We start from the raw sequence: 26,357 nt of genomic DNA, 5'->3' as shown, positions 1-26,357 counted from the left end.
TAAGCATATATTTGCATCAATTACAACAATAGCAATCGAAAGCCTGCCAGCGGAATAGCGATGACGCAAATTTCAACGCTGGGGTGTCGATTGAGCCAACAGGGAAACAGAATGTCAGACGTGATCATCAGCGCCAAGGTTTCAGGTCCGCTTCTTGTCTGCGACGAAGGGCTGAGTGTCTGGGGCGGGGTTGATCCGGCTACGGGGCAGATCATCGACGCCCATCACCCGCAGCACGGGAAGTCTCTGGCCGGACATATTGTCATGATGCCCACCAGCCGCGGCTCCTGCACCGGCAGCGGCGTGCTCTTGGGGCTGGCCTTCGCCGAACACGCGCCGAAGGCGCTGATTTTCCGCGAGAACGAAGACATTCTGACGCTTGGCGCTCTGGTGGCGACAAAACTGTTCGACCATCCGATTGCTGTGCTGCGCCTGTCTGCCGAAGATTACGACGCGCTGGCAAAGGAAACCTCTGCCGAGATCACTGAGACACATCTGAGCGCCGGAGCGCTCGATGTTCCGCTCTCGCCGAAAGCCGACACGCTTGAACTCACCGATCAGGACCGTCAGTTCCTTGCCGGAGCCTTTGGCGAGGCGGCGCAAGTGGCGATGGAGATCATCACCACCATGGCCGTGGCCCAAGGCGCCACCCGCCTCACCGATGTCAGCCGCGTGCATATCGACGGCTGTATCTATGCAAGCCCCGCCTTTCTCACCTTTGCCCGCACCATGGCTGACAAGGGCGGGCGCGTGCGTGTGCCGACCACGATGAATGCCATCTCCGTCGATCACGCCAACTGGCGCGCGCAAGGTGTTGCCGAAGAATTCGGCCTGCCCGCCAGCCAACTGGCCGATGCCTATGTCGAAATGGGGGCCAAGCCGAGCTTCACCTGCGCCCCCTACCTTCTGGAAGACAAGCCCAAGCAAGGTGAAGAGATCGCATGGGCGGAAAGCAACGCCGTGGTCTATGCCAACAGCGTTCTGGGCGCGCGCACCGTCAAACACGCGGACTTTATGGATCTGAGCATTGCCCTGACAGGCCGCGCCGCCCAGTCCGGCGTCTATCTCGACGGCAACCGCGCACCGGAACGGATTCTGGATGTCACCGTGCCCGAGGGCATTGACGATGCCTTCTGGCCCATGCTCGGCTGGCTCGTCGGTCAGGCCGCACCGGACCGCATCCCGTTGATCCGAGGGCTCGAAGGCACGCATCCCAGCGAAGACGACCTCAAGGCGCTTTGCGCGGCCTATGGCACCACTTCCGCCGCACCGATGCTCCATATCGCGGGGATCACGCCGGAGGCGGACCTTGCGCCCCTGCCCCATGCAGATCGCGTGGATATCGGCCCCAAAGACTTTGCCCAACTCTGGGAAGGGTTCAATCAAGGCGCCGAAAAGGTCGAACTGGTGGCCCTTGGAAGTCCGCATTTCTCCACCAATGAATGCAATGCCTTTGCCTATCTCATGGACGGGCAACAGGTCAGCCCTGAAGTTACAACGATCATCACCCTTGGACGCCAAAGCCTTGCCCAGATCAGCAAAAGCGGCGTCAAGGCGCGACTGGAGGCGGCGGGTGTCAAGATCGTCCCCGATCTGTGCTGGTGTTCCATCTCCGAGCCGGTGTTTCCGCCCGAGGCCCGCACACTCATGACCAATTCGGGCAAATATGCCCATTACGCACCCGGCCTTTCGAAACGTGCGGTGCGTTTCGGTTCGCTTTCACAATGCGCCCGCTCCGCCTGTAGCGGTCTGGCCCCCACCCAGCCGCCGCACTGGATCACACCTGAATAATTACGGAGATATGAAATGAACAAAGATGTGTTTTTTGGCACGATCCCTGCCCTGTTGACGCCCTGCACCGAGGACCGCCAGCCCGATTTCGACGCGCTCGTGCGCAAAGGCACCGAGATGATGGATGCCGGCATGTCCGGCGTGGTCTATTGCGGCTCCTGCGGCGACTGGCCCCTGCTCACCGACGAACAGCGTATGGAAGGCGTCGAACGCCTGACCAAAGCCGGTGTGCCCGTCGTCGTCGGCACCGGTGCGATCAACTCCAAATCAGCCGTGGATCATGCCGCCCACGCCCAGAAAGTCGGTGCGGCCGGTCTCATGGTGATCCCGCGCGTTCTGTCCCGTGGCCTCTCGGTTGCGGCGCAAAAGAACCACTTCAAAGCCATTCTCGACGCAGCCCCCGATGTGCCTGCGATCATCTACAACAGCCCCTATTACGGCTACACGACCAAGGCCGATCTGTTCTTTGCCCTGCGTGCGGAGCACAAGAACCTCGTCGGGTTCAAGGAATTCGGCGGCAAGTCCGATCTGAGCTATGCCGCAGAACACATTACCAATCAGGATGACGATGTTCTCTTGATGGTCGGCGTCGATACAGAGGTCTATCACGGCATCGTCAAATGCGGCGCAGTGGGCACGATCACCGGCATCGGCACGATCTACCCGAAAGAGACGCTTTTGCTCACCGCCCTGTCGAAAAAGGCCGCCCAAGGCGATCCCGAAGCCGACCAGCGCGCCCGCGAATTGACCGAGGCCTTCTCGGTGCTCGCAGAATTCGACGAAGGTGTCGATCTGGTGCTCTATTTCAAACATCTCATGGTGCTCAAAGGCCATGACGAATACCGTTTGAACATCTATGAGACCGACGCTCTGTCCCCGTCGCAAGCGACCTTCTGCGAAAAGCAGTTCCACCAGTTCAACACATGGTTCGCAAACTGGTCGAAACAAGGTGGAGTGATCGCTGAATGCATGTGATTGACAGTCACACGGGCGGAGAGCCGACACGGGTGATCCTCAACGGAGGTCCGGACCTTGGGTCCGGTCCTCTGGCCGAGCGCGCCGAACGTCTCGCGACCGAGCACAAAACCTTCTACCAGTCCGTCATTCTCGAACCGCGCGGCCAGACCGCCATGGTCTGTGCACTATTGGTCGAGCCGGTCGATCCCGACTGTGTGACGGGCGTCATCTATTTCGACGCCGAGGCCGTGCTTGGCATGTGCGGGCACGGAACCATCGGACTGGCCGTCACCCTTGTGCATCTGGGGCTGATCGGCAAAGGCCATCACAAGATCGAAACCCCTGTGGGCGTGGTCGATGTCGAAGTCCATGACGCCAACACAGTCACCGTGACCAATATCGAAAGCCGGCGCACCCAAACGGCGGTCTCCGTCGAGGTGGACGGTCTGGGCACCGTGACCGGGGACATCGCCTATGGCGGCAACTGGTTCTATATCGTCGATCCCTCTCCGGTTCCGGTCACACCGGCGCATATCCCCGAACTGACCCGCGCAGCCACCGATGTGCGCAGCGCTCTGCAAGCGGCAGGGGAAAATATCGATCATGTGATCCTCTACGGCCCTGCGCTTACCGAAGACGGGCACAGCCGCAATTTCGTCTTTTGCCCCGATGATGCCTATGATCGCTCCCCCTGCGGCACGGGCTGTTCGGCGCGTCTGGCCTGTCTCGCCGCAGACGGGCAGCTCGCGGAAAGCGACGAAATCCTGCAAGAAAGCGTGATCGGCAGTTCCTACCGCCTGTCCTGGCGCGCGGGCACAGATGGCGGGGTGATCCCGTCCATCACAGGTCAGGCGTGGATCATGGCCAACAGCACATTGATCTTCGAGCCGACCGACCCTTTCCGACACGGGATCACAGGCTAGCCTGTCTTCCCGCCCCCGTCCGGCGCATGACCCCTGTGTGCCGGACGGATTTTCATTCATATGCACTGCGAGGCGCACCATGTCCCCAACCGGTTCCTCCGACATCATCGTTATCGGCGCTGGCATTATCGGCGTCACCTCTGCTCTGGCCCTGCAACGCCAAGGGCGACAGGTGCGTCTGCTGGACCGCAAAGGCGTGGCCGCAGAAACCTCGCGCGGCAATCAAGGCGCCTTTGCCTATACCGATGTCGAACCGCTCGCGACCCCCGGCATCATGCGCAAGGCCCCCAAATGGCTGCTTGATCCTCTAGGACCGCTGTCGCTGCGTCCGGCCTATGCGCTCAAGATCGCGCCGTGGATGTATCACTTCTGGCGCGCCACCTCCAAATCCCGCTATGAGGCCGCCGTCACAGCCCAGTCCGGCCTTATGCACCTGTCCCGCGCCGCACTGGAGCGGCTGATTGTCGAGACAAAGGGCGAAGACATGATGCGCCGCGAAGGACAGTTGCAGGTCTATGAAGGCGAAGCACAGTTCCGTGCCACGCTCCCGTCATGGGACTTGCGCCGCCAGCACGGGATTGCCTTCGACCTTCTGAAAAGCCCCGATGAAATCGCGGAGATCCAACCCGGACTGCACCCGCGCTTCACCCATGCCGGCTACACGCCCGACTGGATGAACACGGTCGATCCGGCACGCTGGACCGAATATCTGGCACAGTGCTTTATCGACGCGGGCGGGGTGATCGAAACCGCAGAGATCAAGTCTCTCTCCCCTCTCGAAGACGGGGTGGAAATCCTGACCGCCACGGGCCCCATCACCGCCGCACAGGTGGTCGTCGCAGCCGGTGCATGGTCGCATCATCTGGCGCGCAGTTTGGGCGAACGGATTCCGCTTGAGACCGAGCGCGGCTATAATACCACCTTCCCGCAGGCCAGTTTCGATCTGAAAACCCATCTCACCTTTGCCGACCACGGCTTTGTCATCTCCAAAATCGGAGAAGGGCTACGCGTTGGCGGGGCGGTGGAACTGGGCGGTCTGGACCTTCCGCCGAATTACAAGCGCGCGAAAATCCTTGTGGAAAAGGCCAGAAGCTTTCTGGAAGGATTCGATCCGCAAGGCGGCACGGAATGGATGGGCTTTCGCCCCTCGATGCCCGACAGCCTGCCGGTGATCGGACATTCCGCCAAAACAGAACGGGTGATCTATGCCTTCGGCCACGGCCACCTCGGGCTGACACAATCGGCCGGAACGGCGGAACTTGTCTGCGCTCTGGCCAGCGGCCAGACACCCGAAATTTCGCTCTCGCCTTTCGACGCCGCACGGTTCGCCGCACCGTTCTAAGCCAAACGCCCGCCAGAGAAATCTCCGGCGGGCGCTTTATTCCGGCGCAGGATGTGCGCTCAGTCAGCGGTGTTCAACCGATTCCGATCAATCGACCGCAGCCACCACCATGAACTCCACCAGATACTCCGAAGTCGCCAGACGCGCTTCGCCACAGGCCCGCGCCGGCGGCGCTTTCGGGTCAACCCAAGCATCCCACACCGCATTCATGTCGGCGAAATCATCCATCGTGGCCAGCCAGATCGTGGTGGACAGGATTTTCGACTTGTCCGAGCCGACCTCGGCCAGAAGACGCTCCACAGATGCCAAAGCATCCTTGGACTGCTCTGTCACATCGGCACCGTGACCGACCTGACCGGCCAGATAGACGGTTCCGTTATGCACCACGGCTTGGCTCATCCGCGCGCCGGGTTCGATACGTTTGATGGTCATTGTCATGTTTTCCTTTTTTTAAAACCTCTCGCACCGCGTATGTCTCATACATTGGATGCGAAAGGCCGTTTCCATTCATGATTTGCACAGGTTTCCCCGAAAACCTGCGCGTTGGCTGCCCGCGACACGCAAGAGATGTGCACGCCCGCAAAGGGGGGAAGTTATCCTGTGATACGCGGCCATGTGTCGGAAAGGCGATAGCCCTCCGGCCAAGGGTCTGACGGGTCCAGCATATGTTGATGCGTACCGGTGATCCACGCCCGCCCGTTGATCTCCGGCCGGATCGCCGTGTGATCCCCAAGCGGCACCGTGCCAAGAATGCGGCCATGAAACTCCGAGCCAATGATAGACACACCGGTGAACCGGTCATCCGGCCCCATCTCGCCACGGGCATGCAAGATTGCCATACGGGCCGACACCGCCGTGCCGGTCGGGGAGCGGTCAAGTTTCCCCGGCTGGATCGCGACAACAGATTGCGCACGCAATTCGTGACCCTCGCGGGTGATCGGTCCGGCAAAGAGGCAAAAGGAGTGATGCGCCCAATCCGGCTTTTCGGGATGCTCGAACCGGTATTGCGCATTGGCCGCATTGGTGATGCGGATGCCAAGTTCGGCAATCTCGCGGGCATTCTCTTGTGTCAGATCAACGCCAAGGGCGACCGGATCGACCACAACAAAACTGTCGCCGCCAAAGGCCGTGTCCACGGTGATCTCGCCCAATCCGGGCACCGTGAGCGGCACGTCCAGACGGCTGGCAAAAGAGGGCAGGTTTTCCACGAAAATCCGCTCCGCCTTGCCATTGGCACATTCGGCGCGGACATGAACCAAGCCGCCGGGCGCCTCAAGCACCATCTCCGTGACAGGTTCCTGCATCGGAATAATACCGCTATCGAGCAGGACCGTCGAGACACAGATCGAATTCGATCCCGACATGGGCGGCGTGTCTTCGGGTTCCATAATAATCCACGCGGCCTGTGCCTTCGGGTGTTTGGGCGGCACCAGAAGATTGACATGCCGGAACACGCCTCCGCGCGGCTCGTTCAGCATAAAGTTGCGCAGGGTCTCGTCCTCGGCAATCCATTTGCGCTGCTCCCAGATCGTATCCCCCGGCGGCGGTGTGACACCACCCACGATGACATCCCCGACCTCGCCCTCGGCGTGACAGGAGACCACATGAATGACTTTCGTGCTGCGCATATTCCGGCCCTCGTTTTATCCTGACGAAGCCTGTCATATCTGCATGAGGTAATCCATCTTATTTTCTGTTTTCAAATGATAAATTTTGTTTTTCCATAAGATTGGAAAAGCACCGTTCCATCAGTAACATCCGGCAACGAAATACCCCGTCCAACAGAGGGAAACTCGCGCCCCCACAGCAGGTTCTCGCCATTCCGCACAGAGCGGAAAACACGCCGGATAGTTCGCCCCTTTGGAGAAGAGGCAACATCCGGAAACAAAAGAAAACTGTCTCTTGCGTCACCAAATATCCCGCTCATAATCAGAACAGCAGAGTAAGCGCCTCGCTTGCCGTCACGCCGAATGATCGATCCCATACCCCGAGTGGAACAGGCCCGCCCCCTGTCGAGGACGCATATCACGCCATGAGCCGCCGCCTTCTTCATGTCCTCCCCAGCCTTCTGGTCGCCGCACCTCTATGTGCGCAACCGGCGGATGAGGTCTTGAGACTGGCGCAGGCGCCCTATGAGAGCCGCGATGTGCTGAACACCACGGACCCAGCCGCACCGGAGGCCGAAGAGGTCATCATTGATCTGCCCAGCGCCTTTCACACAACGCGGTTTCAGAGGGGCTATCTCGGGGAATGGGTCTATGTGATCTATCCCGATGGCACGGCCAAAATCCTGTCGGGCGGTGCAGTCGCGCAGCGCATGTATTTTCTCACCTGCACGCTGGCTGTGTCCTGCGAAATCACAGGGCGTGATGGAGAGGTCTTCTCGGTGCCCGCAACCCGAGAGCCGCGCCCCGCCCCGCCCGTGGCACCGGATGCCAAAGCGGCGGCAACCTATATCGCACGCTGGATTCTGGCGGGAACCGGACCTGAACCTGTGCCGGAACCGGTTAACGTGGTCAGCACACCTGCGCCCCCCGCTCTCACGGAGGAAGAGCAGATCGCACTTGCAGACGCGGCAGAGGCAGAGGCCGTTGAAGACGGAAGTAACGCCGAACTTGCCAACGCCGCCGCACAGCAAAGCGAGGCCATGCCCCCTCCGAGTGATCTCGACGAGGCCTGTCCCGAAGTGGCCGGGTTCCTGCCGGACGAATGTCACCAGACCCTCGCACCGGTGACGGTCCCGCCGTTGATTGCCACACCGCGTGCGCAGCCCGCTGCACCGTCCGCCGCACAGGTCGCCCCCCCGTCTTCCTCACAGACCACGGCACAGACCCGCGCAGCACCCGCCGCGCCTGCGCCGGAGGCGGACCAGAGTTTCTTTGAACGCATCAAACTCTCTTGCGCCCTGACCGCGACAACCAGCCTTCAGGACGGATCGGACAATCCGACCCTGAGTTTCGAAAAACCGCGCGCCAGTCTGGGCTGTAGCACCAACCTGACCCGCCGATTGTCTTTCCGCTTCGCACTGGTCGGCTATCTCTTTCCCGAGGACCGCGCTTCGTCCGATCCGGACTACACCTATGCCTTCAACTACAAGGTCAGTGACAAGATCAATCTCGGCTATAGCAATTATTCGGCGCAATTCGGTGGCGAGAACGGGAATTTTCTGGATGGTCTGCTCAACGGCACCCTGCGGGCCAGTTACAAACTGCCGACCATTCATTTGCCCAACGACAAATCCCTGCCCTGTTCGGCAAGTGTCGCCCTGCCCGATCCGGTGGCAAAAAGTTTCAACCTGTCCTGCGGCTATGCGGTGACGGACAAGCTCCGCGTCGGGGGCACGGCCTACCTCTATGCGCCCGATGCCCAAGACACATATGACCCCGATTACAGCTATTCCGCGAGCTATAAGGTCAATGACAAGGTGCTGGTGTCCTATAGCAATTACAGCAACAACAGATGGCCGTGGAACAAAGGCGATGCGCCGGGACCGGGCATCCTCGGCGGCAACCTGTCCCTGACCTACAAGTTCAGTTTCTGAACCGGATCACAAGGATAGAATTGATCGTATCTCGTTGACCTGAGAGACAAATTCCTCCGCAAGCCCCTCAACATCCACATCACTGTCGCGCAATTCCATGTGCCGCGCCATGTCGGCCATATCCTTGAACCCCAATGCGAGGCTGGCCCCCTTGAGCGAATGGGCCTGTTTGGACGCGGCGTCCTTGTCGCCGCTGCGCTCGGCGGCGATCAGTTGCTCCAGCCGGAAGGACGCATCCACAACAAATTTTTGCACCAGATCAATCAACCCGTCCAAGTCGAAAATTTCGAGCAAATGGTTGGCCACCTCCGGCACCATCCGACCTTTCAACTCGGTGACAAGGGCTGAGGCATCTTTCGGTGCACAAACCGGCGGGATCGCGACAGAAGGCTCTGCAACCTTCGGGTTGCCCCCCGCTTTCGCCGTCGAGAGTTTCAGCGAGGATTCTATGAGCGATTTCAACGTGTCGAACGGTATCGGTTTGGACAGGATCCGGTCGATCCCGACGATATTGGCCTCCTCCTCGATCGCATCGGCCACATGGGCAGTCAGAGCAAAAATCGGCGGGACATCCTTAGCAGGCCATTTGGCTTTGATCTGTCGTGTAGCCTCAATCCCGTCCATCTCGGGCATGGCGATATCCATCAGGATCAGGTCATATTTTCCGGGGGCAAACTTCTCGACCGCGATACGCCCGTTCTCCGCCAGATCGGCCTTGAGATTCATGCGGTCGGTATAGGCGAGAAGCATCTTCTGGTTGATGATATTGTCTTCGGCAATCAGCACACGCAGCCCTTCGATGCTGCGCGCGGGGGACAGCCCCCCTGAAGCCATCTCCACATCGTCATCCTGCGTGGATTGCGGGCGGGAAACCACTTCGACCGGCACTTCGAACCAGAAGGTCGAGCCTTCGCCAAGGCTGCTTTCCACGCCCACCTCGCCACCAAGCCCGTCAAGGATACGCTTGCAAATGGCCAGCCCCAACCCTGTGCCTTGCGCCGCGACGGTCAGGGGATTGGCAACCTGTGCAAAATCTTTGAACAGGTCTTTGAATTTCTCCGGCGGAATACCCACGCCGAAATCTTCGACCTCACAGCGCAACAAAACGCCCTTTTCATGCGCCTCTGCCTTGGCGCGAAAAATGATCGGTCCGTCGGCGGAATAGCGCAGCGCATTATTGATGAGGTTGGAAATGATCTGGCGGATTCGTGTGGCGTCGCTGCGAAAGAGCTTCGGCACGGATTGGTCGATCTTGGTGACAATCGTCCGGCCTGTGCCCTTGCCATGCGAGGTGTAGAGAATGCGGATGCTCTCCACCAGCGCACGAATATCCACGTCCTCTTCTTCAAAGACAAAGACGCCCGCTTCCATCTTGGAAAAATCGAGAACGTCATTGACGATCCGGCTCAACCCTTCGCCCGCCGCTTTGGCGTAGTTCAGCAGCTCCAGTTTGCTCGCGTCTTTCTCATCCATCGACAGAAGGTCGATCATCCCCAAAAGCCCGCCCAGAGGGGTGCGGATTTCGTGGCTCATGGTGGCGATGAAACGGCTACGCGCAGTAGAGGCCGCTTCGGCGCGTTTCAGGGCCTGCTCAAGCTCTTCGGTGCGTTCCTTGACGGCGCGTTCGAGATTGGCCGATTGGGTACTAAGTGCCGCATTCGCCTCGAAAAGCTCGCGACTTTTGTCTTCGAGCAGCTTTTCGGCCTCGGTGCGTGCGAGTTGTTCGCGCTCGTAGCGGCGACGGGAAACGCGGTCGTCAGGGGGCGTGGTCATGTTGCGCCTCCCTATTCAGCCAAGGTGATAGCAAAATTCGTGACCTGTGCATTGACCGGATCGGCCTGACTTGTGATCTCGCCAGTCTGGTCGAAATACTCAAGCGCGGCTTCGATCATACCGTGGCAAAAGGCGCTCAAAGGTCGGGGCGATTCATAGGTCATGTTCAGATGCGTGGCATCTTTACGTTCGGTCTCGAAGGTCGGCAATTCCGCGTCGGGGTAGAGCTTGCGGACCTCCACATGGATCTCTCCCTCGATGGACTCGAGAAGGGAAAACGCGTCCGCCTTGCTGTTGAAAAACTCGGGGTAGTTCTCGACGAAATGCGTGAGCATCCAGTGCCCGAACATCTTTTGCAACACTTCCGGGCTCAGACCGGAATGCTCGCTAAAGGCGACAACAATCTTGACCAGTTCGGAACAGGGATAGTTGCCCACTGTGGTGAACGCCCCGCCATTGTCCAGGTCGGCCTTGTCCAGCACATCATCGACGACATCCTCGCCAAAGGCGCCTTCGGCCATCTTGACCAGTTCTACAAAAATCGTGCCTTTCATCGCGCTCCCCGCTGCTTGCTACTAGCTATACGCTCAAGGGCTCAAAGCGCTTAAACTCTGGATCAAGCTACACATCCATTGCCTACAAGTCATGCCCAATTCATGTGCGCAGACAAGGACAATCTTCATCATGAAGTTTTGGACGCAGGGGCGAAACTGCACTTACCACCCTGAAACTGCCCGCTTTTCCCGTCACAATCATACCGTTGCCATGTCGTGCCCAGAAAGCACCACTCCGCCATATTGTTGCCGCCTTGGCATGAATAAATGGTTTCGACGAGGAATCACGGCTATACTCAACCTAAGGTTTAATGCCGCATATGGAAGAAGGATGCTATATGATCTCGGCCCACTGTCCTGTCGGACTGCATACCCGATACCCGCTCTGTATCGATTTGGCCGGACGCATCTCATCGGCCATTGAGCAGGGGAGCGCCGGATGATTGACCCGTTAGACATTGTCATCGCCGAAGACGATTTCATCCAGAGATCCTATTTGACCCAAGTGCTCAAACATCTGGGCTACAACGTCCTGCCCGCAGAAGACGGAAAGGGCGCTCTGGATCTGCTCAAGTCCAGCAAGGCCCAGATTCTCATCACCGATTTGCAAATGCCGGAAATGAACGGCATCGAACTGACCCGCGCCGTGCGCGAGGCCGAACTGGGCCACTATGTTCATATCATCATGCTCACCGGCGGCAGCCACAAGAAAGCCAGCGAAGACGCGCTGGAGGCCGGTGTCGACGATTTCATGACAAAGGGCGACGACCCGACCCGCCTGAAGGCCCGCATCCGTGTGGCTTCCCGTCTGGCGCGCCACGCATGGGATCAGGCCGAACAGCACCGCATCCTCAAAGAGGCCAATGACCGCATCCAGAAGGATATGAAAGCCGCCGCAGACGCCCAGCGCCAGCTTCTCCCCGACATTCGCCGTAGCATGCAAGGCATCTCCATCGCATCGGTGTTTGAACCCTCTGCGGTCGTGTCCGGCGATATGTTCGGCTGCCTGTCCCTGACGGAGAACAAGCTCGGTGTCTATGCGGTTGATGTGTCAGGGCATGGCATTCATGCCTCTTTGCTCTCGGTCGCCATCGGCCATCTCATCACGCCGGAGTTTTTCACCAATACCGCGTTTGACGCCAGCGGCGCGCCCGATCCCGCAGCCCTTGTCGCCAATCTGAACACACGGTTCAGCGCCGCCGATAATGACGACTATTTCACCATGTTCTGTGCCGTGATCGATACAGACACCGGCCATATGGAATATTGTCAGGCAGGCTACCCGTCCCCGACCTATGTCGCCTCGGACGGAACCGCGCGCCTTGTTGGAGAAGGCGGGTTTCCGGTCGGGATGTTTGACCATTTCACCTATGACAACGACGCGATGACCTTTGACGAAGGCGATGTGCTCGTCTTGTGTTCCGATGCCGCGACCGAGGCGGAAACCCCGCAGGGAGAGCCCTTTGGCAAGGACCGTCTGAACGCCTTGGTCGGCGAAAACCACCTCACCGATATTTGCAAGATTCCCGAAATCATCGCGGAACAGCTCCACACATGGCGCGAAGGCCATGCACTTGAGGACGATCTGACAGTGCTGGCTTTGAGAAGGAAACAGACCCAATGATATTCACCGACACAACAGACACAGACATCCTTATTGTCCGCCCCGGCGTCGAACGGCTAACCGCCGTAAATGCCAAGGCGTTCAAGGACGAGGTCATCACCCTGATCACCGAAGGTGCAAGCCAGCTTGTGATCGACTTCAAGGATGTCTCCTTTCTCGACTCCTCGGGTCTGGGCGCGCTGACCGGCCTTTTGAAGAAGATCGGCCACAGGGGGGACCTCGTGGTCTGCGGGCTGAATGACGACGTGCAACAAATGTTCAAAATCTGCCGCATGGACCGCGTGTTCAAAAGCTACAGTGACTCCGCAGCCGCCGTGCAGGCGATGAACGAAGCCTCGTGACGGAGATGTCGTTTCATATGCCAAACCAGATCGAGGCCATTGATCCGATGGTCTTGACGTTAAAGTCGCATGTCGACGGCGCATTGAGCGGCGAGGCTCTGTTCCGTTTCGACATCTGCCTGAGCGAGGCTCTGGCCAATCTGGTTTTACATGCAGAAACGACAGACAAATCCGCGCCGATCACGGTGAAAATCCGGCACGAGGCCGAGAGCTTGAGTACGGAGATTTTCGACCCGAAGGGCGCTGTGGCCTTTGACATTCGGGACAAGGCACGCGCGCTCGACGAGATCGACGCGCTGGCGGAAAACGGGCGCGGCCTCGGGTTGATCCTCGAATGTGCCGATCAGGTCGACTACGGGCCTGCGCCGGAAGGAAACCGTTTGAAACTGACTTTTAAAGCGCGGGGATAGGCCATGCAAAACGATACCGGACCTCGCGTCCCAACACCTGAACGAGTAAGCACCATGAGCAATTTTATGAATTCCGCACGGGCGGGCATCGTCTCGGGTCTCGTGGCAATCACACCGGTGGTCGCCTTGGCGCAAGAAGAGGGCAGCACCCTGCCCCGCAGCATGACCATTGACAATATTTCCATCAATGGCACCGAATATAACAGCGTGACAATCCGCTCGGAGGCGCCGCTGCATATCGAATTTGACGATATGAGCACTGCGCGTTGCGAACATGACAGCGACACCATGTCCAAACCCCATTTCGGGCGCAACGGCGAGTTGTCCGAGCGCGAATACAAGATGGCACGGATCGCATGGTCCTATTTCGAGAAACGCTTCCAGCCGGAAACGGGGCTAGTAAACGCGGTGGGGTCCTACCCCTCGACCACCCTGTGGGACACGGCCTCCTATATCAGCGCTCTGGTCGCCGCGCGGGAATTGTGCCTCATCGACAAGCGCACATTCGACACCCGCGCCACCAAACTTCTCAACACCCTGCGCAATCTGAACCTGTATCAGGGCGAGGCCCCCAACAAGGTTTACAACACGGAAACCGGTGAAAAGGTGAACTACGCCAACGAGGCCGGCGAGGTCGGCATGTCCGCGCTTGATATCGGGCGGATGCTGGTGTGGCTGCGTATCCTCAAGGAGCGTTACCCCTATCTGGCCAACAGCGTGGACAACGTGCCGATGCGCTGGAACTTCTGTAACCTCGTCAGCGACGACGGGCGGATGTTCGGCGCATTCAAACGCGGCGACGGCTCCACCCAATATGTGCAGGAAGGCCGCCTCGGCTATGAGGAATACGCCGCCAAGGGCTTTGCGCTCTGGGGCTTTGACGTGGACCGCTCCATGTCTCCCGAACCGTTGAAATACACCACGATTTACGATGTGAAAGTGCCCTATGACGGGCGTGATCCGCGGATTTTCAAGAACCAGAACTATGTGCTGACCGAGGGCTATATCCTCGACGGGCTTGAGATGGGCTGGGACCTGCCAACGGACAAATCCCATGACGGGATGACGGCGAGCCACGGCTGGCGGGCGGAATTTGCCAACCGGATCTACCTCGTGCAGCAGCGCCGCTACGAACAAACCGGCATCATCACCGCGCGTTCCGAGCATCAGGTCAACGGCAAGCCCTATTTTGTCTATGACAGCATCTTCGCAGACGGCTACCCGTGGAACACGCTGGACCCGACAGGGGAATTCCAACCCGACCGTGCCGCCATCGCCGCCAAGGCCGCCATCGGGCTCTGGGCACTTTGGGAGACCGATTACACCGATATCCTGTTTGAAAGCGTCGCCGATCTCTACGATCCTGAGGCCGGTTTCTACGAAGGTCTCTATGAAAACGGCAACGGCTTCATCCCGCTGCAATCCTCCAACAACAACGGCATCATCCTCGCCGCGCTGCTCTACAAGGTCGAGGGGCCGATCCTGCAACAGGTCAACGAGGCCACGCAATACTGGGAAACGGCCTATTCCGGCACCGACATTCGGGACAACAAATGCCATCCACGCATGATGGAAGAGGTTGTGCCCTGTTGTGCCTGCGAGAACCCGACGCAGCTTGATCCCGTGATCCCGCTCGACGAGTTCCGCTATTGCCGCCCCGTGCCGACCAATGGCGAGACCGCCGCCACGGATTGCCGCCCCGAAGAACACAACCTGCCCGCCCCGACCCCGCGCAAGGTTCTGGGCAATGTCTGCCCCAAGCCGGGGAGTGAATAACAATGGCGGCCAGCGGGAAGCCCAGACTAGTCTGGTTCGATGCCAATCGCGTCTTTGCCGCGATCGGTGTTGTGCTGATCCATTCCACCACCGATTTTTCGGGCCAGCCCTTTGCCGGTGTTGACCCCTCCGAACGGCTCGTTCCCGTCCTTCTGCGCTCTCTGGGGGAGTTTTCCGGCTCGGAGATGTTCTTTCTGTTCTCGCTGTTTCTCATGGCAATGCGGGTGGACCGCAAACTGCCCAGCTATTCCAGCGCCATCGGGATGCAGGCCAAGCGCCTGTTGATCCCCTTTGTCTTCTGGGTGGTGTTTTACGCCTTTTTCCGGCTGATCAAGGCCGATGCCTTCAACTATGCGCCCTATATGTGGGACCAGATCACCGATGTGAAAAACTGGGCCGGATATTTCCTTTTGGGCAAGGTGCAATATCATATGCACTTCCTGCCGACGCTCTTTGCACTTTTCCTGTTCTATCCGTTCATGCGCGGGGCGACCCGCTATCCGCTCTTGGGGCTGTCTCTGGTCATCACCTTGGGGATCATGAACAACACCCAAGCCTTCGTCTGGGGGCTCGATCTCGATCCGGCGCTGCGTGACTATCTTATCCGCGCGCTAAAAATCCTCGGCTATGTCGGCTACGGGCTGGCTGCCTTCGCACTCTATGGCATCTGGAAAGACGGCGTCCCGCGCGGAGAATCCCGCCTGTTGCGCCGTGGCGGCTTTTATTTCGCCATCCTCGCCTATGTCGCCACCATCCCGTTCTTTGCCTATGCGGTGCAAAACGGCGCATGGGGCGTGCGCGAGGGATGGGATTTCTACGGCCATTTCCTCATGCCGATCTGCGTCTTTCTCGTCTTCATGGGCGGGCAGTTCCTTGACTGGTCTCCGGTCTGGTCCAAACTCGCGAAGTTTTCCTTCGGTGTTTACCTTGTCCATCCGGCGGTCATCGACCTGATCGACATTGCCCTGTTCAAAACCGGCCTCTCCGGCCACATGTCTCCGACGGTGCTGGTGCTGTGCCGCTTTGCCCTTGCCCTGCCCGGCGCGTTCCTCGTCTCGCTCGGCCTGTCGAAAGTGGGCGCGCTGGCATGGACCATCGGCTTGGGACCAACCCCGTGGGACGCCCGCAAGGCGAAAGGGGCCGGCGCATGATCAAGGACGACTATTTCCTGAAATTCGAGGACCGGACACCACCGCCACCCCTGCCCTATAGCGCCACACGCGAGAGCCTCTGGCAATTCCTCGCTGTTCTCGCGCTGGTCATTGGCGGCTGGTATATCTGGTGGCGCTGGACCGGTTCTCTGAACCCCGACGCCATGTGGTTTGCCGTGCCATTGGCCATCGCGGAGACCTGCGCCTATATCGGGATGCTGCTCTTCGTCTTCAACCTGTGGAAAGACGATCCGATCCGGATCGAGACCCCGCCCGCAGTTCTGGGAGATGTCGCGCCGGATCATCCCGAACATGACCGTCCTATTTCTGTCGATGTGATGTTTGCCACCTATGACGAAGACCCTGAACTGGTCCGTCTCGGCATTCAGGACGCCAAGCGCATGACCTATCCGCATCCCATCGACATACGCATCCACATTCTTGATGACGGGCGCCGCCCCGAGATGCGGCGCGTCACCGAGGAGGAAGGTGCCAACTACATCTCGCGCACCACCAACGAGGGCTTCAAAGCGGGCAACCTGCGCCACGCGATGGAAGAGACCCACGGTGATTTCCTTGTCATCTGCGACGCGGACACACGCCCTTTCCCGACGCTTCTGGAACATACGCTGGGCTATTTCCGTGATCCGAAAATGGCATGGGTGCAGACTCCGCAATGGTTCTACGACCTGCCAGAGGGCGAACCTCTCCCCGACAAGCTCGCGCAGAAGTTCGGCGAAAAGGGCGAGAAGATCGGACATGGCGTGGAGAAAGTGATCGGGCCGGTGGTGGTCGGCCATGATCCCTTCGTGAACGATCCAAAGATGTTCTACGACATCATCCAGCGCCGCCGGAACTGGGCCAATGCGTCGTTTTGCTGTGGCGCGGGCTCCATCCACCGCCGCGAGGCCGTGATGGAAGCCGCGCTGCGCAGTTTCGGAGCCAACGTCGAGAAACGGACATGGGCGGTGGAAGAAACCGTCACCGTGTCGAGCAAAGAGCGCGAGGTCTCTCCCGAATTGATGCAGGCCATCAAGACCGAAGCCGCCGCGACAGAGGTGCTCACCCCTTACAAATTCCACGTCTCCGAAGACATCTACACCTCCATCGTGCTCCATTCGGACCGTGAGCGTGGCTGGAAATCCAAGATGCACCCGATTGTCGAAAGCAAGATGCTCTCGCCGCAGGATCTTCTGACATGGACAGTGCAGCGTTTCAAATATGCCGGTGGCAGTCTCGACATCCTCGTGCATGACAATCCGCTGTTCCGCAAAGGTCTGACCCTGCCGCAGCGTTTGATGTATGCGACGACTTTCTATTCCTATCTCGCCCCGCTGTGGAACGTCATCTTCCTGTTCGCACCGATCCTCTATCTTCTCACCGGCATCTCGCCTGTCTCGGCTTATTCCTCGGAATTCTTCCTGCACCTGATCCCGTTTCTGGTGACGCTGGAACTGGCGATGATGGTGGGGGCTTGGGGCATAGACGGCTATCCGGCCAAGGCCAGCTACCTCGCCTTTTTCCCGCTGGGGCTCAAGGCGATCTGGACCATCATGCGCGGCGAGAAAGTCACATTCAAAGTCACCCCCAAAACCCGCCAGTCCGGCAATTTCCTCGCGCTTGTCCGTCCGCAACTCTCTGTGCTTGTGCTCACGCTCGCAGGCGCGATCTGGGCCGTCGGCGCGCTCGTCATTGGCGGCACCGATCACTCTCCGAGCGGCGTGGTGGCCAATATCCTTTGGGGATTGAACAATTGCATTGCCATGTGGGGCATTATTGCCGCCGCGATCTGGCGTCCCGCCGAAAGCTCCGGCGCATCTGAGGAGGCGAAAACAGCATGAGTTTCCGTGAAAACCTGATCAAGGCCCGCAGCCATATCATCTTTCTGGTGGCCCTTGCCTGCGGCCTCCTAATCGTCATAGGTCTCGAAAACCTCATGCCGGAGAAACAAGACGTGGCCCAAGTAGACGCTTCTGCCGAGACGATCCCCGCTGTCTCTCCCATGACCGCCTTCGACGAGGTCACGCCGCTGCCGCTGGCCGTTGTGGGCGAAAGCTCCGACGAGGATCTGGCCTATGCGCAAATCGCGTGGCGTTATTTCGAGAACAACACCCACCCCGAAACAGGTCTGGTCAATTCGGCGGATCAATATCCCTCGACCACCATGTGGGAAACGGGGTCCTATTTCGTGGCCGTGATCGCCGCAGATCTGCTGGACATCATCTCTGAGGACGAGGCGAAAGCGCGGATTTCTCTGGCGCTGGACACGCTCACCGCCATGCGTCTGTTTGACGACATCCTGCCGAATAAGGCTTACAATGTCGAAACCGGCGAGTTGGTGGATTACACGAACAAACCCGTTGAACGCGGCTTGGGCTGGTCGGCGCTGGACATCGCGCGGCTGGTTGGCACGCTCGACCAGATCACCCTGCACTACCCCGATCTTGCCCCGCAGGTCAGTGCGATTCTGGCGCATTGGGACCTGTCACAAATGGTCGAAGACGGCCAGTTGATCGGCGGCAACATGGCCGACGGCAAATTGCGCCGCGATCAGGAAGGCCGCGTGGGCTATGGTCAATACGGGGCCAAAGCCATGATGCTCATGGGGTTCGACATGTATCGCGCCTATGACGCGGAGGCGCATCTGATGGTCAAGGTGGTTATGGGGCAACCCATTCCCGTCGATGACCGTCTGCACCGCAATGTCACCCCCGCCTTCACCGTCAGCGAACCCTATGTGTTCGATGGGCTGGAATTCGGCTTCGACGCTCGTTCGCACCGCTTCGCCACCGCAATCTACAAAGCGCAAGAGGCCCGCTACCGCGAGACCGGCGTCTGGACAGCCGTGAGCGAATCCCACCTCGATGAAGCGCCCTATTTCGTCTATTCTTCCGTCTGGGGCGGCGGCGCACCTTGGGCTGTGATGACATTTCGCGGCGAACGCCTCGACAGCAAACGCACCGTCACCGTCAAAACCGCATTCGCATGGTATGCGCTCTTTGGCACGGATTACGCAAAAGAGCTTGTCGCCGAACTCGCACCTCTTGGCGATCCGGAGCGCGGCTGGCCCGAAGGTCTCTACGAGGCCGACGGATCCACGAACGGCTCTGTGACCACCAACACCAATGCCGTAGTCCTCGCCGCTCTGGCCTTCCGCGCCCATGGGCCGCTGATACGGGCCGCACAATGAAAAAGACGCTCACCCTCTCTCTGATCGCCTGCGCCCTGCCTGCTCTGCCTGCCTTTGCACAGACCTGCGTGGGCGCAGGGTTCGACATTCCGCTTCCCGGTGCCACAGCGGTGGAAACCCGCCATGTGGACATTCCCAGCCCGACCTACCCCGGCATATGGCAGGAAGGCACGGTGCGGAATTTCTTCTATCGCATCTACGCCAATGGCGAGGCCGCGCTCAGCCCGAGCGCGTCCAGTTCCGACTGGGAGATCACCGTCCTGTGTGACGCGGGCACATGCCAGAAATCCGTCACCGGCACCGCACCTCAGGCAGCGCTCGATACAGCAGACTTGCTGGAGGCCTGCCTGCTCGGTGGCGATGCCGCACAACAGCTTCTGGCGTCCGAGCCGGACGGCACAGCCCCGCCACCGGATGGCACCGTGCCCGCCTTGGTGCAGGATATCCCGCCGGAAAGCCCGACACCTGCGCCGCAAGCCCCGCTTTCGATAGATACCATCACTCCGGACACCGTCGCACCAGAGCCAACCGCTCAAATCACCGAGGAAACCGCGCCAGTTGCGCCAGTGCCCGCGGAGGACACAGCCCCCTGCGGGCTCGCCGCGATCCCCGAAGGGGCCCCCGGCATCACCCTGCAACGTCTGCTCGTTGAGGCCGGAGAAAACCCCGGCCCGCTGGACGGCATCCCCGGACGCAGGACCCGCACAGCCCTGCAAAACCTCTTCGGAGCGCAAAGCGCCGACATGGACACGGCAGAGGCCATCACAGCCCTCGACAACCTGCTCTGCCAATAACCGCCTGCCAAAACGTCAGGCACAGGGTCACGTCAGACCAGCAGACAGAACACAGACACGCCACGCGGCGCGCCTGCTCCTTTGTGCCGGAAATACTCACATAAAAGCTTTCAACCGCGCCATCAGGCTCGACGTATCCCAACGCCCGCCGCCCATGGTCTGCACATCCTTGTAAAACTGATCAACCAGAGCCGTGACCGGCAAAGGCGTGCCGGTTTCCTCACCGGCTTCCAGACAAATCGCAAGATCCTTGCGCATCCAGTCCACGGCGAACCCGTGTTCATATTCTCCCGCCAGCATGGTCTTGTGGCGGTTGACCATCTGCCAACTGCCCGCCGCACCGCCGGAAATCACATCGACGAGCGCCTCGCCATCAAGGCCGGAATTCTCCGCCAGCAAAAGCGCCTCGGACAGCCCTTGAACCAGCCCCGCGATACAGATCTGGTTGCACATCTTGGCGGTCTGGCCCATGCCGACCTCGCCCAGACGTTTGACGATCTTGCCATAGGCCGCCATCATCGGCTCCGCCTTGGCGAAATCCGCCTCCGAGCCGCCGCACATCACCGACAGCACACCGTTCTCGGCCCCCGCCTGACCGCCTGAGACGGGCGCATCGACATAGCCGATTCCGGCCTCTGCGGCGATCGCGGCCAGTTCGCGGGTGACTTTTGCGGACACAGTTGTGTGATCGACAAACACCGCGCCGGGCTTCATACCGGCAAAAGCACCCTCCGGTCCAAGACAGACCGAGCGCAAATCGTCGTCATTGCCGACACAGGACATCACGAAATCACAGCCCTCTGCGGCCTCTTTCGGCGTTGGAGCAAAGGCTCCGTCATGCTCCGCGGCCCATTTTTCCGCCTTCGCCGTGGTGCGGTTGTAGACCGTCACCTCATGTCCTTGTGCCACCAGATGTCCTGCCATCGGATAGCCCATGACCCCCAGACCCAAGAATGCAGTTTTCGCCATGGCTTTTCCCTCGCGCGTCGATGTGGTTTAACGACGCAAACGGTAGCTGCTCGCGCTGCACCGTCAACCGCTATTCACGCACAAGCCTTACAGGTCGCCCCATATGGCCCGCATCTTTTCGTTGCTGCTCAAGATCGTCTCAGGTCTCGTTCTGCTCACCGTCCTCGCGATCTGGCTGACCTATTGGCTCGCCGCCCGCTCGCTGCCCGATTACAACGCCGATTACGAGGTCGATGGCATTGCCGCGCCGGTGGAAATCGCCCGCGACAACGCCAATGTGCCGCATATCTTCGGCGAGAGCGACGAGGATGTCTATTACGGGCTGGGCTTTGCCCATGCGCAGGACCGGCTCTTCCAGATGATGCTTCTGCGCCGGACGGCACAGGGGCGGCTCTCCGAGATATTCGGCGAGCGCACGCTCAAGACCGACGAGCTGATGCGCAGGCTGGGGCTTTACGAGGCGGCGAAAGCCTCCGCACGGGTCCAGACCCCCAAGGCCACCGCCGCGCTGGAGGCCTATGCCCGCGGCGTCAACGCATGGATTGCCGAGGTGAACGAAGGCGCATTGGGACGTGGTGCACCGGAATTCTTTCTCTTCCCCTCCGAAATCGCCTATTGGCAGCCCGCCGATTCCATCGCGATCCTGAAACTGGTGGCGGTGCAGCTTTCCGACCAGATCCCTAACGAGGTGTTGCGCGCGCAGGCTTCCCTGCTCCTGCCGCAAGACCGGCTCAAGGATCTCATGCCGGACGCGCCGGGCACAGGTCTGGGCGTTCTACCCTCCTATGCCGAACTGTTTCCCGAAGCACAGCCGGGCAAGCCCGCATCCGGCACGCAATATGCCATGTCGCCCTTTCCCGAAGCGGGGCTGGCAGGCGCGTCGAATGTCTGGGCCGCCGGTCCCGAACGCTCGGCCACAGGCGCGACGCTTCTGGCCAATGACCCGCATCTGAATTTCTCCGCCCCCGGCGCATGGTATCTGGCGCGACTGGAGCTTTCGACCGGCGGCGTGATCGGGGCCTCCGTGCCGGGCATTCCCGCCATCATTTCGGGACGGCACGAACGCTTTGGCTGGGGCATCACGGCGGCCTATCTCGATGACGCCGATCTCTATATCGAAAAGCAGAATCCCGACGCGCCAAACGAAGTGCTCACACCGGAAGGATACAAACCGCTTCAGACCCGCCCCTCGATTGTACAGATCAAGGGCGCACCGCCGCAGACCCTGACCCTGCAATGGTCCGAGAACGGGCCGATCCTGCCGGCCACCGCCTTTGATGTCGACACGATCACACCGTCCGGCCATCTGGTCTCCGTGGCGTGGACCGCTTTAGTGTCCGATGACCGCTCCATGTCCTCTGCCGTGGCGCTCAACCATGCCCGCACCCTGAGCGAAGCCATGGCGGCGGCCCGCGACTTTGCTGCCCCTGCGCTCAACCTTGCTATGGCCGATCCCGACCGAGTGCAGATGAAAGTGATCGGGCGCGCGCCGCTGCGCGATGCACGCCACCAGTCCAAGGGGCGGATTCCCTCCCCCGGCTGGCTGGAGACGAACCGCTGGCAGGGCTGGCGTGATTTCAACGATCTGCCCCTGTTCACCGCAGGGCGCGACGGGATTATTGGCAACACCAACAACAAGACGGTGGACGCCCCCTTCCCCGACCATCTGTCCTACCATTGGGGTGACACGCAGCGGGTGCAGCGCTGGCAACGCCTGATGCAAATGCGCGAGGTCCATACCCGCGACAGTTTCATCGAAGTGCAAAACGATGTGGTCTCCCCTTCGGCCCGCACGCTTTTGCCGCTGGTCGGGGCCGATCTGTGGTTCACCGGAGAGGCTGCGCCCGAAGGCACGCCCGAACGCCAGCGCCAGCGCGCGCTGGAGCTTCTGGCCGAGTGGAATGGCGAGATGAACGAACACCTGCCGGAACCTCTGATCTATTACGCATGGATGCGCGCGCTTCAGGACCGGCTCATCCGCGACGAGATCGGCCCTCTGGCCCATGCCTTCACCCATGTCGATCCGCTGTTCATTGAGCGTGTCTACCGTGACATCGACGGCGCGTCCGCATGGTGTGACGTGATCCAGTCCGCTCCGGTAGAGACCTGCACCGACATCGCACGTCTGTCTCTCGACGATGCTTTGTTGTGGATCGATGAGCATTATTCGAGCAACCTTGAATCGCTACGCTGGGGGGATGCGCATATGGCCCATCACGACCATCCGGTTCTGGGCAATGTGCCCTTCCTCAAATGGGTGGTGAACATCCGTCAATCGACCTCCGGCGGCGACAACACACTGATGCGCGGCGTGACCTCCGGCGATCCCGACGATCCTTTCGTCAATGTCCACGGTGCCGCCTATCGCGGGGTCTATGATTTCGCAGACCCTGACAGTTCGGTCTTTATCATCGCCACCGGCCAGTCCGGCCACCCGCTGTCGCGCCATTACGACGATCTGGGTGAGCTGTGGCGGCGCGGAGAATATGTGCCGATGAGCCTTGATCCGGAACTGGCGCGTGCGGCGGGCGTGGGCATCACGCATCTGTTGCCGCAATGAGATCGGAACGGGACAAAATGCGTGCGGGAGACTGGTATTGTTCCATGGACCCCGAGATTGACGCGCAGCGGATGAAGGTCTTCGACGCCGTGCATCTGCACAATAGCGCCCTGCCCTCAAAGCGCGGCGACATTCATCCGACCCTCAGAGCCCTGCTGGGCACCGCGCCGGACAGCGCACGGATCGAGGGGCAATTTCATCTGCTCTATGGCGAAAACCTCCATCTGGGCGAGGAGGCGTTTCTCAATGTCGGCTGTGTGGTGCTGGACAGTGCGCGGGTGGAGATCGGCGCGCACAGCATGATCGGTCCGCGCACACAGATCTACTGCGCCGACCACCACCGTGATCCCAAGCTGCGCGGCCAGTTGATCGAACGCGCCCTGCCCGTCACCATCGGGGCGGATGTCTGGATCGGCGGCGGGGCGATCCTCTTGCCCGGCGTGACGGTGGGCGATGGCGCGATTGTCGGCGCGGGCGCGGTTGTCACGAAAGACGTTCCCGCCGGAGCGCGGGTCGCAGGCAATCCTGCGCGGGCGATCTAACGCCTCACGCCTGCCCTTTGACCTCGTCTTTATAAACCAGAAACGCCGCGCCTTTTTGCATGGCTTTACGTGCGGAGGCATCCAGTGCCTTGTCCTCGAAACGTTTCTGTCCGGTGATATCCGCGCCTTTCTTGATCTGCATGCCGGTCCAGCCGGTGACTTCCAGCCCTTTGAACGCCTTGCCGATGGCGAATTTCTTCTCGGAGGCCACCATAAAGACCATGATGGCATGACGCGCGCCCATGCGCAGGCCGGTTTTCGCGCCTGCCGTGGCTTCGAACAACATCATGAACAGACGCTTTTGCGGCGCCTTCTCACCCTTGGCCGACGCGGCCTTGGCCAGCGGTGTCTTTGCGGGGGTTTTGGTTTTCTCGGCGCTCATGTCATCTCCCGAAATTTCTTTTCCTGTCGCGGCGTCCAGAGCACTTTGAGCGCATAGCCGTCCTCGACCATTTCTTCGTTCAGAACCACACCCTCTTCAAAGAGCCATGCGCGTTTCTTGCCTTGCGCATAGGGCAGAAGCAAATCGCGTTCAATCTTGTCCTCTTCGAAATAGGCGGAAATCGCGGCCAGAAGCGCCTCGACCCCCTCGCCCGTCACCGCAGAGATTGCAAAGACATCCTCTTCGGCCTCGGCGCGCTCCATGCGGGCGGCATGGGCCTCGGGGTCCAGCAGGTCGATCTTGTTCCAAACCTCGAACATGGGCGCGTCATCCTTGATGCCCAGATCGTTTAGGATTTTCAGAACGTCCTCTTTTTGCGTCTCACTCTCCTCGCTGGCGATGTCTCGCACATGAAGGATCAGATCGGCGTCCAGCACCTCTTCCAGCGTCGCACGGAAGGCGGCAACAAGCTGTGTCGGCAGGTTGGAGATGAACCCCACCGTGTCCGACAGGATAATCTCGCGGTCACCCCCGTGAGCGTCCTTGAGTTTGAGTTGCCGCATGGTCGGGTCCAGCGTGGCAAAGAGCATGTCCTTGGCAAAGACTTCTGCACCCGTCACCGTGTTAAAGAATGTGGATTTGCCCGCGTTGGTATAGCCCACAAGCGCGACAATCGGGAACGGCACCTTTGCGCGCGAGGCGCGGTGCAATTCGCGGGTTTTGACGACCTTCTCCAACTGACGCCGCAGACGGGTCAGATGTTCGTCAATGGCGCGGCGGTCGGCCTCGATCTGGGTCTCGCCGGGACCGCCAACAAAACCAAGCCCGCCGCGTTGGCGCTCAAGGTGGGTCCACGCCCGCACCAGCCGCGTGCGCTGATAACTCAGCGCGGCCATCTCCACCTGCAATACACCTTCGCGGGTGCGCGCACGATCGGAGAAAATTTCGAGAATAAGCCCCGTGCGGTCCAGAAGTTTCACCTTCCAGTCCTTTTCCAGATTGCGCTGTTGCACCGGCGTCACCGGCCCGTCTACCAGAACCAGTTCGATTTCTTCGGCTTCCAGACGCTGTGCCAGCTCCTCGATCTTGCCGGAGCCGAACAGATGGCCCGGTTGGATTTTCGGCAGGCGCACAATCTCGGAACCGACCACTTCGAGATCAGGCAGAGCAGCGGCCAGAGCCACGGCCTCTTCCAGCCCCGCCTGCGGGTCGCGGCGGTCGCGGTCGGAGGTGATGTCGGGATGAAGCACCCAAGCGCGGGTTTTCTTCACCTCATGTTCGTAAAGTTCGGCCAAATGCCGCTCCTTCAATGCTTCGGATCAACGCACGAAAACACCCGCCGTTGACAACGGCAGGTGTGCGTCACTTAACTCTTAGCGTACGGAATACAAGAGGCGCTGGGATCAGGCCTCTTCCCCGTCGTAGAGATTGATCGGTTGTGCCGGCATGATGGTCGAAATCGCGTGTTTATACACGAGTTGCGATTGACCGTCGCGGCGCAGGAGAACACAGAAGTTGTCAAACCAGGTAATCACACCCTGAAGTTTTACCCCGTTGATCAGAAAAATCGTTACAGGAACTTTGGTCTTGCGGACGTGGTTAAGGAAGGCGTCCTGAAGGTTCTGTTTATCGGCGGCCATAATCTTTGCCTTTTTTTTGCGCTTTTTGATGCGAGCTGTCCCTCGGGCGACAGCACTTGGATGCCACCTCGCCGTAGATTCAACCGAATGTCAAGAT

23 protein-coding genes are annotated in these 26,357 nt (G+C 59.9%); 15 read left to right on the top strand and 8 right to left on the bottom strand.

Features of this window, described 5'->3' with window-relative positions:
• Positions 1-111 precede the first annotated feature (111 nt).
• From lhpI to BM152_RS03365, 4 genes are all read left to right on the top strand, one after another.
• Complete coding sequence (lhpI, locus tag BM152_RS03380; protein WP_066603900.1) at positions 112-1,791, top strand: cis-3-hydroxy-L-proline dehydratase; 1,680 nt, start codon at positions 112-114, stop codon at positions 1,789-1,791.
• Positions 1,792-1,806: 15 nt separating this feature from the next.
• Positions 1,807-2,766, top strand: a complete 960-nt coding sequence (locus BM152_RS03375; protein ID WP_074913952.1) for a dihydrodipicolinate synthase family protein — start codon at positions 1,807-1,809, stop codon at positions 2,764-2,766.
• The gene (locus BM152_RS03370; protein ID WP_066603895.1) at positions 2,757-3,671 is read left to right on the top strand and encodes a 4-hydroxyproline epimerase; all 915 of its coding nucleotides are present in this window, start codon (positions 2,757-2,759) and stop codon (positions 3,669-3,671) included. The genes BM152_RS03375 and BM152_RS03370 overlap by 10 nt, the downstream gene beginning before the upstream one ends.
• Before the next feature lie 79 nt (positions 3,672-3,750).
• Positions 3,751-5,013, top strand: a complete 1,263-nt coding sequence (locus BM152_RS03365) for an NAD(P)/FAD-dependent oxidoreductase (protein ID WP_066603890.1) — start codon at positions 3,751-3,753, stop codon at positions 5,011-5,013.
• Between the two features lie 87 nt (positions 5,014-5,100).
• Here BM152_RS03365 and BM152_RS03360 read toward each other — a convergent pair whose 3' ends face one another.
• Positions 5,101-5,445: a RidA family protein gene (locus tag BM152_RS03360; protein ID WP_066603888.1), complete on the bottom strand. Its 345-nt coding sequence runs from the start codon at positions 5,443-5,445 to the stop codon at positions 5,101-5,103.
• Between the two features lie 161 nt (positions 5,446-5,606).
• Positions 5,607-6,641 (bottom strand): trans-3-hydroxy-L-proline dehydratase, encoded by a 1,035-nt coding sequence (locus BM152_RS03355; protein ID WP_066603883.1) that lies wholly within the window; start codon positions 6,639-6,641, stop codon positions 5,607-5,609.
• A 404-nt stretch (positions 6,642-7,045) separates the two neighbouring features.
• On the opposite strand from BM152_RS03355, the gene BM152_RS03350 reads away from it, so the two are divergent.
• Complete coding sequence (locus BM152_RS03350) at positions 7,046-8,554, top strand: hypothetical protein (protein WP_066603881.1); 1,509 nt, start codon at positions 7,046-7,048, stop codon at positions 8,552-8,554.
• 6 nt (positions 8,555-8,560) lie between these two features.
• On the opposite strand, the gene BM152_RS03345 is transcribed toward BM152_RS03350, so the two are convergent.
• A complete protein-coding gene (locus BM152_RS03345) occupies positions 8,561-10,327 on the bottom strand; it encodes an ATP-binding protein (RefSeq protein WP_066603878.1) in 1,767 nt (588 codons plus the stop codon).
• Between the two features lie 11 nt (positions 10,328-10,338).
• Positions 10,339-10,881 carry a heme NO-binding domain-containing protein gene (locus BM152_RS03340; RefSeq protein WP_066603875.1) on the bottom strand — a complete coding sequence of 181 codons (543 nt, stop codon included), beginning with the start codon at positions 10,879-10,881 and terminating at the stop codon, positions 10,339-10,341.
• 439 nt (positions 10,882-11,320) lie between these two features.
• Here BM152_RS03340 and BM152_RS03335 point away from each other — a divergent pair, with 439 nt between their 5' ends.
• The 8 genes from BM152_RS03335 to BM152_RS03300 are packed head-to-tail and all read left to right on the top strand — an operon-like array spanning position 11,321 to position 20,167.
• Positions 11,321-12,505 (top strand): PP2C family protein-serine/threonine phosphatase, encoded by a 1,185-nt coding sequence (locus tag BM152_RS03335; protein WP_066603872.1) that lies wholly within the window; start codon positions 11,321-11,323, stop codon positions 12,503-12,505.
• Positions 12,502-12,846, top strand: a complete 345-nt coding sequence (locus BM152_RS03330) for an STAS domain-containing protein (RefSeq protein WP_066603868.1) — start codon at positions 12,502-12,504, stop codon at positions 12,844-12,846. The genes BM152_RS03335 and BM152_RS03330 overlap by 4 nt, the downstream gene beginning before the upstream one ends.
• Positions 12,847-12,863: 17 nt before the next feature.
• A complete protein-coding gene (locus BM152_RS03325; protein WP_066603866.1) occupies positions 12,864-13,256 on the top strand; it encodes an ATP-binding protein in 393 nt (130 codons plus the stop codon).
• Positions 13,257-13,310: 54 nt separating this feature from the next.
• The gene (locus BM152_RS03320) at positions 13,311-15,032 is read left to right on the top strand and encodes a DUF3131 domain-containing protein (RefSeq protein WP_082715373.1); all 1,722 of its coding nucleotides are present in this window, start codon (positions 13,311-13,313) and stop codon (positions 15,030-15,032) included.
• A 2-nt stretch (positions 15,033-15,034) separates the two neighbouring features.
• Positions 15,035-16,183: an acyltransferase gene (locus tag BM152_RS03315; protein ID WP_066603865.1), complete on the top strand. Its 1,149-nt coding sequence runs from the start codon at positions 15,035-15,037 to the stop codon at positions 16,181-16,183.
• Positions 16,180-18,024, top strand: coding sequence for a glycosyltransferase family 2 protein (locus BM152_RS03310; RefSeq protein ID WP_066603864.1), 1,845 nt, complete (start codon positions 16,180-16,182; stop codon positions 18,022-18,024). The genes BM152_RS03315 and BM152_RS03310 overlap by 4 nt, the downstream gene beginning before the upstream one ends.
• On the top strand, positions 18,021-19,373 hold the full coding sequence (locus BM152_RS03305) for a DUF3131 domain-containing protein (RefSeq protein ID WP_066603863.1): 1,353 nt from the start codon (positions 18,021-18,023) through the stop codon (positions 19,371-19,373). The genes BM152_RS03310 and BM152_RS03305 overlap by 4 nt, the downstream gene beginning before the upstream one ends.
• Entirely contained in the window at positions 19,370-20,167 is a 798-nt protein-coding gene (locus BM152_RS03300) for a hypothetical protein (protein WP_066603861.1), read from the top strand. Before BM152_RS03305 ends, BM152_RS03300 begins: the two co-directional genes overlap by 4 nt.
• Before the next feature lie 96 nt (positions 20,168-20,263).
• On the opposite strand, the gene BM152_RS03295 is transcribed toward BM152_RS03300, so the two are convergent.
• A complete protein-coding gene (locus BM152_RS03295; protein ID WP_066603857.1) occupies positions 20,264-21,136 on the bottom strand; it encodes an NAD(P)-dependent oxidoreductase in 873 nt (290 codons plus the stop codon).
• A gap of 103 nt (positions 21,137-21,239) precedes the next feature.
• On the opposite strand from BM152_RS03295, the gene BM152_RS03290 reads away from it, so the two are divergent.
• Positions 21,240-23,696: a penicillin acylase family protein gene (locus BM152_RS03290; protein WP_066603852.1), complete on the top strand. Its 2,457-nt coding sequence runs from the start codon at positions 21,240-21,242 to the stop codon at positions 23,694-23,696.
• Between the two features lie 17 nt (positions 23,697-23,713).
• Positions 23,714-24,238 (top strand): sugar O-acetyltransferase, encoded by a 525-nt coding sequence (locus BM152_RS03285; protein ID WP_231730527.1) that lies wholly within the window; start codon positions 23,714-23,716, stop codon positions 24,236-24,238.
• A 4-nt stretch (positions 24,239-24,242) separates the two neighbouring features.
• On the opposite strand, the gene BM152_RS03280 is transcribed toward BM152_RS03285, so the two are convergent.
• The 3 genes from BM152_RS03280 to hfq form a co-directional block, all read right to left on the bottom strand.
• The gene (locus tag BM152_RS03280; protein WP_066603847.1) at positions 24,243-24,620 is read right to left on the bottom strand and encodes a hypothetical protein; all 378 of its coding nucleotides are present in this window, start codon (positions 24,618-24,620) and stop codon (positions 24,243-24,245) included.
• On the bottom strand, positions 24,617-25,915 hold the full coding sequence (hflX, locus tag BM152_RS03275; RefSeq protein WP_066603846.1) for a GTPase HflX: 1,299 nt from the start codon (positions 25,913-25,915) through the stop codon (positions 24,617-24,619). The genes BM152_RS03280 and hflX overlap by 4 nt, the downstream gene beginning before the upstream one ends.
• A gap of 108 nt (positions 25,916-26,023) precedes the next feature.
• Positions 26,024-26,260 (bottom strand): RNA chaperone Hfq, encoded by a 237-nt coding sequence (gene hfq / locus BM152_RS03270; protein WP_066603845.1) that lies wholly within the window; start codon positions 26,258-26,260, stop codon positions 26,024-26,026.
• Positions 26,261-26,357 lie beyond the last annotated feature (97 nt).

The organism is Celeribacter halophilus, from assembly GCF_900114135.1.
Lineage (GTDB): Bacteria > Pseudomonadota > Alphaproteobacteria > Rhodobacterales > Rhodobacteraceae > Celeribacter > Celeribacter halophilus.
Note: the sequence above shows the minus strand (reverse complement) of the source record. Positions and strands in the feature narration are given on the sequence as shown.